The following is a 12,658-nucleotide window of genomic DNA, read 5'->3' as shown; positions in this document are numbered from 1 at the left end:
GTCAGCAGCGGCCCGTCCGGCTCATGACTGGCGCAGCGACATGACGAGGTAGCGGAAGGCGGGCTGGGCGTCGCCGGGCACGTCCTGGATGAGGGCGGGCCTGGTGGGCGACTCCATGTTGATGCGCGCCAGCTCGCTCTCGATGCCGGTCAGCCCGTCGAGCAGGAACTGCGACTGGAAGGCGATCTGGATGTCGTCGCCGCGCAGCTCGCACTCGACCACCTCGGTGCCGCGCCCGATGTCGCCGCCGCCGGCCTGGATGAGCACCTGGCCCTCGCTGAAAGACAGCCGGATCGCGGTGTTGCGCTCGGCCACCAGCGCCACCCGCTTGATCGCATTGACGAACGGCGCCACGGCCACGTCGGCCCTGATCGACCAGTCGTTGGTCAGCCTCGCGCGATAGTCGATGAACTGCTCGTCGAGCAGGCGCACGGTCGTGCTGCGGCCGACACTCTCGAACCCGGCGACCCCGTCGCCCATCGAGACCGACACCTCGCCGCCACGCAGCGACCTGGCCACCTCGACCAGCACGCGGGCCGGCACCATCGCGGAGACGGCGACGTCGGAGGCGATTGGGCGCCAGGTGAAGTCGCGGGCGGCGATGCGGTAGCGGTCGGTCGCCGCCATCGCCACCGACTCGCCCTCGATGTCGACCCGGATGCCGGTGAGCATGGGAAGCGTGTCGTCGCGGCTGGCCGCCGGCGCGACCTGTCCGACGGCGGAGGCGAACACGCCGCCGCCGATCGCTCCGACGCTCGCCGGCATGGCCGGCATGGACGGGAAATCCTCGACCGGCATCGTGATCAGCCCGAACTCGGCGCTGCCGCAGGTCAGCACCGCCTCGGCGCCCTCGGTGACGATCTCCACGTCGTCGGCGGGCAGGCTCCGGCTGATCTCGGCCAGCAACCGGCCGGGGATCAGCACGCTGCCCGTCTCGGCCACGTCGGCGTCGACCGCGGCCCGCGCGGAGACGTCGTAGTCGAACGCGGACAGGGTGAGCTCGTCGCCCGCCTCCAGCAACAACCCGGACAGGACAGGCACCACAGGGCGGCTGGGCAGGACTCGGGCAGCCCACGCCACCGCATCTGCCAAAACATCGCGGTTAACCCGGATCTTCACCTGTTACCACCTCTTCGTCGCCGTGCCCCTACGAAAATAGCCGCTACGACCGACAACTCGCGGCGGGCGGCCGCGACCGGTACGGCCAGCGGCAGTCGAGGCGGGCGAGCACGGCCGGCGGCAGTCGAGGTAGGCGAGCACGGCTAGCGGCAGTCGAGGCGGGCGAGCACGGCCGGCGGCAGTCGAGGCGGGCGAGCACGGCCGGCGGCAGTCGAGGTAGGCGAGCACGGCCGGCGGCTGTCGAGGTAGGCGAGCACGGCCGGCGGCTGTCGAGGTAGGCGAGCACGGCTAGCGGCTGTTGAGGTAGGCGAGCACGGCCAGCACCCGCCGGTTGTCGTCGTCGGACGGCGCCAGGCCGAGCTTGGCGAAGATGGAGGCCGTGTGCTTGGCCACGGCGCTCTCGCTGAGGTAGAGGCGCTGGGAGATGGCCGCGTTGGACCGGCCCTCGGCCATGGCCTCCAGCACCTCCCGCTCGCGGGGCGTCAGCGCGGCCAGCGGCTCGTCCCTGGCGTTGCTGGCCAGCAGCTTGGCGATCACCTCGGGGTCCATGGCCGTGCCGCCCTCGGCGACCCGGCGTACGGCGTCGACGAACTGCTCGGCGTTGAAGACGCGGTCCTTCAGCAGGTAGCCGATCCCGCCCGAGCCGTCGGCCAGCAGCTCGCGGGCGTAGAGCTGCTCGACGTGCTGGGACAGCACGAGGATCGGCAGGCCGGGCACCTTCTCCCTGGCCGCGAGCGCCGCCTTCAGACCCTCGTCGGTGAACGTGGGAGGCAGCCGTACGTCGACGATCGAGACGTCGGGGCGCAGCTCCACCAGGCCCTTGAGCAGCTCGGGCCCGCTCTCCACGGCTGCGACGACCATGAAGCCGTGGGCCTGGAGCAGGTGGACCAGCCCGTCTCTGAGCAGGTAGAGGTCTTCGGCGACGAGCACGCGGTTCTTCATCAGCACAACACCTTGGCCGCCGGCTTGCCGGCGAGCAAGCGCTCGCGGTTGTGGGCGGCCGGGATCCGGATGGCCAGGACGTGCATGATGAGACCCACCGTGATCATGCCGAGGATCGTGGGCCACTGCCAGATCTCGGGCAGGTACAGCGCGAGGAACCAGGACTTCTGCTCGGCTCCCAAGAGCTTGAAGACGCCTGCCACGACCCCCTGCGGCATCGTCGGGCACCAGGCCGTCGCCCACAGCATGACGACCGCCACCGTCTTCCAGCGCGGCATCTTCTGCACGTCGGCCGCCCAGTGCTCGGGCAGCACCCGGGGCATCTCCATCGTCACGGTGGTGGGCCCGCCCGGCGGGCTGTTCAGGGCGAGCACGCCGTCGAAGGCGGCCAGCCGCCGTTCGATGCCCGTAAGGCCGGTGCCCTTCGACGGGTCGGCCCCGCCCATGCCGTCGTCGGTGACCGAGATGCGCAGGTGAGGGCCGTTGGCGCTGATGTCGACCGTCACCTTGCGGGCGTTGCCGTGCCGAGCCGCGTTGGAGAGCAGCTCGCTGATCGCGAAGTAGACCGCCGCCTCCACCGGCGCATCGGGCCGGTGGGGCAGGTCGACGTCCACGGTGACGTCCATCGGGCTGTCCATGGCGAGCGCGCGGATGGCGTCGGCCAGCCCGCGCTCGGCCAGCACCGGCGGGTGGATGCCCCGGATGACCCGGCGCAGCTCCGTCAGCGTCTCGGAGGAGGCGTCCCTGACCTTGGCCAGCAGCGCCTTGGCCGCCGTGGGGTCCCTGTCGACGAGCTCCTCGACGGCGCCCAGCGTCATGCCGATGGCCACCAGCCTGGCCTGCGTGCCGTCGTGCAGGTCGCGCTCGATCCTGCGCATCTCGGCCGCCTGGGAGTCGTTGGCCAGGTTGCGGGTGCGCTTGAGGTGGCTCACCTGGCCCGCCAGGCGGCTGGCGGTGGTCGCGCCGAGCAGCAGCTCGCTCCACTGCGCGTAGAGGCGCAGCCCGCGTGCGGGAAGCACGACGAACAGCGGCACCAGCAGCGGCTTCACGACGACGTCGAGCACCAGCCAGAGCAGGTCCCGCCACGAGCCGGGGTCGGACAGCAGCCACTTCCACCGGTTGTTCCACGCCGGGATCCGGGGCGTCTTGTAGAGGGTGCGGTCGGAGCGGTACATGCCGTCGGACTGCGGCACAGGGGGCGGCGGTTCGGGCAGGTACGGCGGCTCGATCTCGATGTCGGTCCACCTGCGCATCAGCCGCCGGTTCAGCTCCGCCAGGCGCCGGACCATCATCACCTGCCACGGGAACAGGAAGACCATGCCCAGGCCGAACGTCAGCAACAGCATGAGCCCGGTCAGCGGGATCGCGGGCACCTCGAGGACGAGGAGCGCGAGAAGCACCAGAATCCGGCCGAAGCTTCGAAGCATGCCTACAGTCTGCGGCAACGCCGCGGCACGGTCACTGCATCTAAGTACACCCTTGGCGGGCATCCACCCGGATTCCCCGGCGGACCACAGCTTCCTAGCGTCGATGGCATGAAAATCATCGAGGTCAGGAACCTGCGGAAGCAGTATCCGAACCACGTGGCGGTCGAGGACGTGTCCTTCGAGGTGGCGGAGGGCGAGATCTTCGGCATTCTCGGGCCGAACGGCGCCGGGAAGACCACGACGGTGGAGTGCGTCGCGGGCCTGCGGACGCCGGACGGCGGCACCGTACAGGTGGCCGGGCTCGACCCCCACCGTGACCGCGCCGAGCTGCGTCAGGTGCTGGGCATGCAGCTGCAGAGCGCCGAACTGCCGGAAAAGATCAAGGTGTCGGAGGCCCTGGACCTCTACGCCTCCTTCTACCCCGACCCTGCGGACTGGCCCGACCTGATCGAGCGGGTCGGGCTCGGCAGCAAGCGCGACACCATGTTCAAGAAGCTCTCCGGCGGGCAGCGCCAGCGGCTGTCGGTCGCGCTCGCGCTGGTGGGCAGGCCGCGCGTGGCGGTGCTCGACGAGCTGACGACGGGGCTCGACCCGCAGGCCCGCAGGGACACCTGGGAGCTCGTCGAGCAGGTACGCGACTCCGGGGTGACGATCGTGCTCGTCACGCACTTCATGGAGGAGGCCGAACGCCTCTGCGACCGGCTCGCGCTCATCGACGCCGGCAGGGTCGCCGCCACCGACACACCGTCGGGGCTCATCGCGCAGGTGGGCGATGAGCAGCGGGTGAAGTTCCGGCCGTCCGCGCCGGTCGACGACGCCGTGCTGCTCGCCCTGCCCGAGGTGCGCGGGGTCACCAGGAGCGGCGACCAGATCGTGGTGACCGGCTCGGGCAACCTCGCCCCCACCGTCACCCTGGCGCTCGCCCGGCAGCAGATCGTGCCCGGAGACCTGCGCATCGAGCAGGCCACGCTCGACGACGCGTTCCTCGCGCTCACCGGAAGGAAGCTCTCATGAAGAAGATGCTGATCGTGGAGACCAGGCTCTACCTGCGTGACTGGCCGTCGTTGTTGTTCACCGTCGGGCTGCCGGTCGGGCTCCTGCTCGTGCTGGGCCTCAGCATCCCGGTCATGACCGAGGCGGGGACGTCGGGCGAGCGGATGGTGGACGCGCAGCTGCCCAGCATGATGACGCTGCTCGCGCTGCTCACGCTGGCCTGCAACATCGTGCCCGCGGTGCTCACCACGTACCGCGAGCGGGGGGTGCTCAGGCGGATGTCCACCACGCCCGTGCATCCGGGGCGGCTGCTCGGCGTGCAGCTGCTGATCAACCTGGTCGTCGGCGTGGTGTCCGCGGCCATCCTGATCGGGTCCGCCGCCGTGGTGTTCGGCGCCCCGCTGCCGCGGCAGCCGGTGGCCTTCGCTTTCGTGTTCCTGCTCGGCAGCGCGGCGCTGCTGGCCATCGGGCTGGTGATCGCCGCCCTCGCGCCGAACGGCAAGACCGCTCCCGGCATCGGGGCCGTGGTGATGTTCCCGCTGATGTTCCTGGGCGGGATGTGGGTGCCGCGCGAGATCATGCCGGACGCGCTGCGCGCCGTCAGCGACTTCTCCGTGGCGGGGCCGTTCGCCCAGGCGCTCAAGGACGCCTGGGCCGGACAGTCTCCCGAGCTCGGGCATCTCGCGGTGGTGGCCGCCGGATTGGTGATCTTCGGTGGGCTGGCCGTACGGCTCTTCCGGTGGGAGTGAGGCTAGCGCGCGGCCCAGACAGGGGGCGCGCCGGTCACGTTGCTCATCAGCGAGTAGAGCGAGGTCGAGGCCGTGATGAACATGCGGTTGCGCTTGGGCCCGCCGAACACGAGGTTGGCGGTGAACTCGGGCAGTTTGAGGCGGCCGATCAGCGTGCCGTCGGGGTCGTAGCAGAGCACCGCCTTGCCGGCCGCGGTCCACACGCGGCCGGTGTTGTCGAGCCGGATCCCGTCGAAGTTGTCGCTCTCGGTGCCCTCGGCGAACACCCTGCCGCCCGCGAGGGAGCCGTCGTCGCGCACGTCGAACACCCGTACGTGCCTGGCCCGCGTGTCGGCGACGTAGAGCCGGCTCTCGTCCAGCGAGAAGGCCAGGCCGTTGGGCCGTACGAAGTCGTCGGCCACGACGCGGAGCTCGCCCGTCACCGGATCCGCGCGGTAGACGTGGCAGCCGTCGATCTCCTGCTCGGCCGCGTGGCCCTCGTAGTCGCTGAGGATGCCGTACGGCGGGTCGGTGAACCAGACGGAGCCGTCGGAGCGCACGACCGCGTCGTTGGGGCTGTTGAGCCGCCTGCCCTGCCAGCGGTCGGCGATCACCGTGATCGAGCCGTCGTGCTCGGTGCGGGTGACCCGGCGGTTGCCGTGCTCGCAGGTGATCAACCGGCCCTCGCGGTCGAGGGTGTTGCCGTTGGAGTAGCCGGACGGCTGCCGGAAGACTCCGACCACGCCCGTCGTCTCGTCCCAGCGCAGCATGCGGTCGTTGGGGATGTCGCTCCAGACGAGGAACCGGCCGGCCGGGAAGTAGACCGGGCCCTCCGCCCAGCGGGTTCCGGTGTGGAGGCGTTCGGCCTTGTCGTCTCCGCCGACGGCGGCGAACCGCTCGTCGAGCACGTCGAACTCAGTGGGGATCGTGTCCGTCATGTCGTCCACCATACGTAGTTCGGAGCTTTCGGCAAAACACGATATATCATCTTGTCGTGGACAATATCGACAGAATGCTGATCGGCCTGCTCCAGGACGACGCGACGCGGTCGTACGCGATGCTCGGCAAGGCGGTGGGGCTGTCCAGCGGCGCCGCGCACGAACGCGTGCGCAAGCTGCGGGAGCGCGGCGTCATCAGGCGCACGACGATCGACGTCGACCAGGAGGCGCTCGGGCGCGCGGTGACCGCGTACGTGCTGGTCGACGGCAACACCTGGATGGGCGACAGCGGTGACAGGCTGGCCGCGATCCCGGAGGTCGAGGAGGCGCACGTCATCGCCGGGCCCGCGTCGGTGCTGCTCAAGGTGCGTACGAGCGGGCCCAAGGAGTTGCAGGACCTGCTGCGTCAGGTCTTCCAGGTGGACGGAGTGACGGGCACGCAGACGGTCGTCGTCCTGCAGACCCTCTTCGAACGTACCCTCAAGTAAACTCCAGGTATGACGAAGGTCGCCTGGAACACACGAGAGCTCACCGTCGGCCAGCTCGCCGAGCGCAGTGGCGTCGCCGTCTCCGCCCTGCACTTCTACGAGTCCAAGGGCCTCATCACGAGCCGCCGTACGTCCGGAAACCAGCGCCGCTACACCCGCGACAGCCTCCGCAGGGTCGCCTTCATCAGGCTGGCGCAGCGCATCGGCATCCCCCTGAAGACCATCAAAGACGCCCTCAGCCGGCTCCCCGACGAGCGCACGCCCACCCGCGACGACTGGGCCAGGTTGTCGGCCGCCTGGCGCGGCGAGCTCGACGACCGCATCGAGCAGCTCCAGCGGCTGCGCGACGACCTCACCGACTGCATCGGGTGCGGCTGCCTGTCGCTGGACCGGTGCCCGGTGGCCAACCCGCACGATTGGCTGGGCGACGAGGGGCCGGGCGCGCGGCGCATCGACACCCGGCTGTGCTCCCCTCAGACGTTCTGCTGCGTCCCGCCCGCCGAGGCTCCTGACGCGGGTGCTTCTACGACGGCGTCTTCTGCGGCGGGACGATGAGCGTGGGCCGGCCCGCGTGGTGCAGCACGTGGTTGGAGACGCTGCCGAGCAGCACCGACCTGACCCCCGCCAGGCCGCGCGAGCCGGTGACGACGAGCGAGGCGTCGATCTCGTCCGCCACGTCCACGATCTTCTTCCAGATCGACTCGTTGTCGGCCACCGCCCGATAGGTGACGTCGGACATCCCGCCCGCGATCGCCAGCTCGGCCCCCTCCTTGGCGTGCTGCTCGGCCTGCGCGTGTGCCGCGTCCTCTGCTTCCACGTCGAACGCCGCCGCGGCCGGCGGATATCTCTTGATCTGGACGAGCAACGGCTCCCACACCGTGACCACGACGGTGGGCTCGGCGGTCAGGTGTTTGGCCGCGAACTCGATGGCGGCGCGCGAGTCGGCCGAGCCGTCGTAGGCGACGAGGATGGTCATGGCGTTCTTCCCTTCGCTTCGCTCTTTCAGCAGAGCACCGAAGCTCTACCGGTGAAGCACCGAAGCGATCAGGCGCCATTCCGGCGCCCGCTGTCTGCTCTGTCACATCGCCAAATGCCTAAAGCTATTAGGTGAATGCCTTATAGTTGTCGGTAGAACAGGAGGTGGCTCATGGTCAGAGCAGGGCTGACCCCGGAACGTCTGACCCGGGCGGGGGCGGAACTGGCCGACGAGGTCGGCTTCGACCAGGTGACCGTTTCTGCGCTCGCCCGGCGGTTCGACGTCAAGGTCGCGAGTCTCTACTCGCACCTGAAGAACTCCCAGGACCTCAGGACCAGGATCGCCCTGTTCGCCTTGGAGGAACTCGCCGACCGGGTGGCCGCCGCCCTGGCCGGGCGGGCCGGCAGGGACGCCCTGGCCGCGTTCGCGGACACCTACCGCGACTACGCACGGGAGCACCCCGGCCGCTACGCCGCCACCCGGCTCCGGCTCGACCCCGAAACGGCGCTCGCCAGTGCCGGCGTACGGCACGCGCAGATGACGCGGGCGATCCTGCGCGGCTACGACCTGACCGAGCCGGCCCAGACGCACGCGGTCCGGATGCTGGGCAGCGTCTTCCACGGCTACGTCAGCCTGGAGATGGCCGGAAGCTTCAGCCACACGCCCGTCGACACGCAGGAGTCCTGGGCCTGGATCCTCGACTCCCTCGACGCCCTGCTCCGGAGCAGGCCACGTCCTGACCCGCACCGCTGAGGCGGCGGACGAACTCTTCGAAGAATGGTGGAAACCATGATCACCGACTGGATCACCACGCCTGTCACCGCGGACCTGTTGCGCGGTTTCCTCGACGTGGAGACGACCGCGCACGGCCTGCTGCCGCACCGGCTGCCCGCCCGGGCGCGCCGGCAGATCCCTGACGACCGGCTGGCCGTGGCCGAGGCGCAGTCCTCCGGCGTACGGCTGGCCTTCCGCACCCGGGCCACCGCGATCGAGCTGGACACCCTGCCCACCAAGCGGGTCTACCAAGGGTTCCCGCCCCCGGCCGACGGCGTGTACGACCTGCTGGTCGAGGGACGCCTGGCGGCCCAGGCCACGGTGCCCGGCGGCCGGGTCCGTACGGTCACCGACATGGTCACCCAGTCCGCCGAGGTGCACGAGGGGCCCGCCGGCACCGCCCGGTTCACCGATCTGCCGGCGGGCGACAAGGACGTCGAGATCTGGCTCCCGCATACGGAGATCACCGAGCTGATCGCCCTGCGCACCGACGCCCCGGTCGAGCCGGCACGAGACAGCGGGCGCAGGGTGTGGCTGCACCACGGCAGCTCCATCAGCCACGGCTCGAACGCCGCCCACCCGAGCGCGATCTGGCCCGCCCTGGCAGCCGCCCAAGGCGAAGCGGATCTGGTCAATCTGGGGTTCGGCGGCAGCGCGCTGGTGGACCCGTTCACCGCGCGTGCGATGCGCGACGCCGCCGCGGACATGATCAGCGTCAAGCTCGGCATCAATGTCGCCAACGGCGACGTGATGCGCCTGCGGGCCTTCGTCCCCGCCGTCCACGGCTTCCTCGACACCATCCGCGAGGGGCATCCGAGCACTCCGCTGCTGGTCGTCTCGCCCATCCTGTGCCCGGTCCAGGAGGACACCCCCGGCCCGCTCGCGCCCGACTTCGACGGCACGACCCTGCGGTTCAAGGCCACGGGCGATCCTGCCGAGCGCGCCGCCGGGCGCCTGACCCTGAACGTCATCCGCGACGAACTCGCGCGGATCGTCGAACAGCGTGCGGCTGACGACCCGAACCTGCACTACCTCGACGGCCGTGACCTCTACGGCGAGAAGGACTACGCCGAGATCCCGCTGCCCGACGAGATCCACCCCGATCCCGCGGGGCACCGCCGGATCGGCGCGAACTTCGCGCGGCTCGTCTTCGGCGACGGCGGCCCCTTCGCCGCGAAGACCGGCTGACGGCACCGGCCCGGGTGGCGCGGCCCTTGGCCGTCAGTGCTGGGCCATGTCGACGAACCGGCTGTAGTGGCCCTGGAACGCCACCGTCACGGTGGCGGTGGGGCCGTTACGGTGCTTGGCCACGATCAGATCGGCCTCGCCGGCCCTGGGCGACTCGCGCTCGTACGCGTCTTCCCGATGCAAAAGGATAACCATGTCGGCATCCTGCTCGATAGAACCACTTTCGCGCAGATCGCTCACTTGAGGGCGTTTGTCGGTGCGTTGTTCGGGGCCTCGGTTGAGCTGGGAGATCGCGATGACGGGGACCTCGAGCTCCTTGGCCAGCAGCTTGATGGCACGGGAGATCTCGGAGACTTCGTTCTGGCGGCTCTCGACCCGCTTCGGCGAGCTCATCAGCTGGAGGTAGTCGATGACCACGAACCTCAGGTCGTTACGCTGCTTGAGCCGCCGGCACTTGGCCCGGATCTCCATCATCGACATGTTGGGCGAGTCGTCGATGAACAGCGGCGCCTCCGCCACCTCGCTCATCCGGCGGGCCAGGCGGGTCCAGTCGTCGTCGCCCATCATGCCGGAGCGCATGGCGTGCAGCGCGACCCGCGCCTCGGCGGACAGCAGACGCATGGTGATCTCGTTACGGGACATCTCCAGCGAGAAGATGACCGTGGTCATCCCATGCTTAATAGCCGCAGACCGGGCGAAATCCAGACCGAGCGTGCTGTTGTGCGTCGGTATACATGATCTGCTCGCAAGGTACATGTGGTCGGCGTTGTCCACTTCAACGCATCGGACGGGGCGCGATGGGACAGGGCGGACGTCGACGATGTAGCGGACCAGCGTGGTCGGGTGTGCGGTGCCGACCTGCCTGGACGCCTTGCGGGACAGCCGGAAGACCTTGTCAGGAGTGGTGAAGTTGATCATGTAGCAGGTGGAGGAGTCCTCGGTCCTGTCCTTGACCGGCTTCGTCCGCATGGTGGCTTTGTAGCCGAGGCTCAGGATGAGCTCGAGGGCGTCATGGGCGAGCCTCCGGTTCGTCAGCGCGAGCTGGATCTGCCCGGCTGCGCTGACATAACCGTCAGTGTCGAGCAGGCCGGCCAGCAGTTCACGCCTCTGCTGCTCCGACCCACGCAGGTAGACCCGCGGGATGCGCTTGTCACGGAGGACTCCGAGCGTACGCAGAATGCCCTGAACGGTGCCATGACTCCTGTGGCACTCCTGACAACGTCGCAGGCCGCTCGTAGGCCGACCACAATCAGGACACGTCGGTGCCGCCACGGGCGCCGAGACGAATCGCGCCTTGCCTCCACAGGTGCGCCCGCACGTGCGCACCTCGGCAGTCCGCGGGACGAGTGTGGAACCGCACACCACGCAGGCACGGACGCTGGCGGGCTCCGGCTCGGGAAGACTCATGTGATAGGTGATGGTGGAGCCCGCTCGCGTGATGCGCAGCCCTTCGGCCCTCAGATTGGCGATGATCTCCGGGTCGGTCGTGGTGAAGCGTGCCGCCGCGCTCTCGCCGTCACCGAGCCAGACCCCAAGCGCGTACGGCGGCAGCGGCACATCCTGTGGCGCGAGGCCGAAGGGCGCCGCGACCGCCACCGCGTGGTTGGGCCGGTTGTCAGACGCGCAGCGCAACGAAGCCGCGATCTCCTCGGTGGTGACCACGCTCTTGTGCTCTGCCGTCAGGGCTGCGTTCTTCGGCATCGTGACGCGTGCGTAGAGGGCTCCGAAAAGCTCCGCCGCCGGATAGGCCGGGAGGTGTCGTACGTAGTCGGTGCGGATGGGCCCGCCCATACGGGCAGGGATCCTGCCGACGGACCGGATCTCCTTCTGCGCCGTTTGCAGGACATGGCGGAACTCCTCCCCCACGACCGCAAGCGCTTCGCGGTGAGTGACCGGCTTGTCAGGCTCGGTACAAGCCGACCGGCAGGCTTCTTCCACCCGCCGTACCGCTGCGTCGGACCAGTAGGGAGCGCGGCCGGCGTGCGCGGCCCGCCTGGACGCGCGAGTGGTGGTGCGCCACTGATGCTGAGCGTCCGCGACGATCACGGTGCCGTCGCCGAACTCCACCTCATAGCACGGCCGGGCGTACATGATGTCCGTTGCGGCGACCACCCGCGTCGGGCGTCCGTCGGCTCCGATCAGCTGATCGCCGACCTTGACCTCACCCATCGTCGTCCAGCCCGTAGGCGTGGGCAGCGGGGTGTCGAGCGCGAGCGCCTTTCCGATGGCCGGGCGGGCGGCCACGACGATCATCTGGCCGGGGTGGAGGCCGTTGGTGAGCTGGTCGAGATCCTGGAAGCCGGTGGGCACGCCGACCATCTGGCCGCCGCGGCTGCCGATGGCCTCCAGCTCGTCGAGGGCGCCGGGCATGATGTCGGCCAGCGGCGCGTAGTCCTCGGACGTGCGGCGCTCGGTGACCTTGTAGATCTCGGCCTGGGCGCGGTCGACGAGGTCGTCGACCTCTTCGTTCTGGCCGCCGTAGCCGTAGGAGACGATGCGGGTGCCGGCCTCGATGAGGCGGCGGAGGATGGCCTGCTCCCGGACGATCTTGGCGTAGTAGCCGGCGTTGGCGGCAGTGGGGACGACGGCCGTGAGGGTGTGGAGGTAGGCGGCGCCGCCGACCCTGGCCATCTCGCCGCGCTTCTGCAGCTCGTCGAAGACGGTGACCGCGTCGGCGGGCTCGCCCCGGCCGTAGAGGTCGGTGATGACGTCGTAGACCATCTGGTGCGCGGGGCGGTAGAAGTCGTCGGAACGCAGGATCTCGACGACGTCGGCGATGGCGTCTTTCGACAGGAGCATGCCGCCGAGCACCGACTGCTCGGCGTCGATGTTGTGCGGCGGGGTGCGCTCAAAGCCTGGACCTGCGCCACCGGTCTCTTCGTCAATGCTCACCGCGCCCCCTCGAACCTCGCAGGCGGTCGCACCACCCCCACTTGTAGTCGACCGGTCTGACAGTTTCGCGGAGTCGCGGCCAGTCGGCAACGTGGCCTGTGGACAACCTTGTGGCCAAGCTGTGCACTATCGCCCCCAGCCTGTGAAAGGTCTGTGGACGGAGCTGTGGATAACTCTTTCGAGTTTCCGCAGC

The 12,658-nt window shown here is 69.6% G+C and carries 12 protein-coding genes; 6 read left to right on the top strand and 6 right to left on the bottom strand.

Annotated features, from left to right (window positions below; all coding sequences use genetic code 11):
* Window positions 1-21 precede the first annotated feature (21 nt).
* The 3 genes from dnaN to E1292_RS21950 form a co-directional block, all read right to left on the bottom strand.
* Window positions 22-1,119, bottom strand: a complete 1,098-nt coding sequence (dnaN, locus tag E1292_RS21960) for a DNA polymerase III subunit beta (protein ID WP_132597099.1) — start codon at window positions 1,117-1,119, stop codon at window positions 22-24.
* Between the two features lie 288 nt (window positions 1,120-1,407).
* Entirely contained in the window at window positions 1,408-2,061 is a 654-nt protein-coding gene (locus tag E1292_RS21955; RefSeq protein WP_132597098.1) for a LuxR C-terminal-related transcriptional regulator, read from the bottom strand.
* Window positions 2,061-3,488: a sensor histidine kinase gene (locus tag E1292_RS21950; protein WP_246090260.1), complete on the bottom strand. Its 1,428-nt coding sequence runs from the start codon at window positions 3,486-3,488 to the stop codon at window positions 2,061-2,063. Before E1292_RS21950 ends, E1292_RS21955 begins: the two co-directional genes overlap by 1 nt.
* A gap of 108 nt (window positions 3,489-3,596) precedes the next feature.
* Here E1292_RS21950 and E1292_RS21945 point away from each other — a divergent pair, with 108 nt between their 5' ends.
* Together E1292_RS21945 and E1292_RS21940 are read left to right on the top strand one after the other, a co-directional pair.
* On the top strand, window positions 3,597-4,502 hold the full coding sequence (locus tag E1292_RS21945; protein ID WP_132597096.1) for an ABC transporter ATP-binding protein: 906 nt from the start codon (window positions 3,597-3,599) through the stop codon (window positions 4,500-4,502).
* The gene (locus tag E1292_RS21940; protein ID WP_132597095.1) at window positions 4,499-5,230 is read left to right on the top strand and encodes an ABC transporter permease; all 732 of its coding nucleotides are present in this window, start codon (window positions 4,499-4,501) and stop codon (window positions 5,228-5,230) included. Before E1292_RS21945 ends, E1292_RS21940 begins: the two co-directional genes overlap by 4 nt.
* Window positions 5,231-5,232: 2 nt before the next feature.
* On the opposite strand, the gene E1292_RS21935 is transcribed toward E1292_RS21940, so the two are convergent.
* Window positions 5,233-6,147, bottom strand: coding sequence for an SMP-30/gluconolactonase/LRE family protein (locus E1292_RS21935; RefSeq protein ID WP_132597094.1), 915 nt, complete (start codon window positions 6,145-6,147; stop codon window positions 5,233-5,235).
* Window positions 6,148-6,203: 56 nt separating this feature from the next.
* On the opposite strand from E1292_RS21935, the gene E1292_RS21930 reads away from it, so the two are divergent.
* Window positions 6,204-6,635 carry an Lrp/AsnC family transcriptional regulator gene (locus E1292_RS21930; protein WP_220446988.1) on the top strand — a complete coding sequence of 144 codons (432 nt, stop codon included), beginning with the start codon at window positions 6,204-6,206 and terminating at the stop codon, window positions 6,633-6,635.
* 9 nt (window positions 6,636-6,644) lie between these two features.
* Window positions 6,645-7,190, top strand: coding sequence for a redox-sensitive transcriptional activator SoxR (gene soxR / locus E1292_RS21925; RefSeq protein ID WP_246090259.1), 546 nt, complete (start codon window positions 6,645-6,647; stop codon window positions 7,188-7,190).
* On the opposite strand, the gene E1292_RS21920 is transcribed toward soxR, so the two are convergent.
* Window positions 7,159-7,611 carry a universal stress protein gene (locus tag E1292_RS21920; protein WP_132597093.1) on the bottom strand — a complete coding sequence of 151 codons (453 nt, stop codon included), beginning with the start codon at window positions 7,609-7,611 and terminating at the stop codon, window positions 7,159-7,161. The genes soxR and E1292_RS21920 overlap by 32 nt on opposite strands.
* A gap of 171 nt (window positions 7,612-7,782) precedes the next feature.
* Here E1292_RS21920 and E1292_RS21915 point away from each other — a divergent pair, with 171 nt between their 5' ends.
* Together E1292_RS21915 and E1292_RS21910 are read left to right on the top strand one after the other, a co-directional pair.
* Window positions 7,783-8,364: a TetR/AcrR family transcriptional regulator gene (locus tag E1292_RS21915; protein ID WP_132597092.1), complete on the top strand. Its 582-nt coding sequence runs from the start codon at window positions 7,783-7,785 to the stop codon at window positions 8,362-8,364.
* A gap of 36 nt (window positions 8,365-8,400) precedes the next feature.
* Entirely contained in the window at window positions 8,401-9,573 is a 1,173-nt protein-coding gene (locus E1292_RS21910) for a GDSL-type esterase/lipase family protein (protein ID WP_181958275.1), read from the top strand.
* 33 nt (window positions 9,574-9,606) lie between these two features.
* Here E1292_RS21910 and dnaB read toward each other — a convergent pair whose 3' ends face one another.
* The gene (gene dnaB / locus E1292_RS21905; protein WP_439331899.1) at window positions 9,607-12,372 is read right to left on the bottom strand and encodes a replicative DNA helicase; all 2,766 of its coding nucleotides are present in this window, start codon (window positions 12,370-12,372) and stop codon (window positions 9,607-9,609) included.
* Between the last annotated feature and the right edge of the window lie 286 nt (window positions 12,373-12,658).

Source organism: Nonomuraea deserti (assembly GCF_004348685.1).
GTDB classification, from domain to species: domain Bacteria; phylum Actinomycetota; class Actinomycetes; order Streptosporangiales; family Streptosporangiaceae; genus Nonomuraea; species Nonomuraea deserti.
The sequence above is the reverse complement of the archived record's forward strand: the minus strand, read 5'-3'. Positions and strand labels throughout refer to the sequence as shown.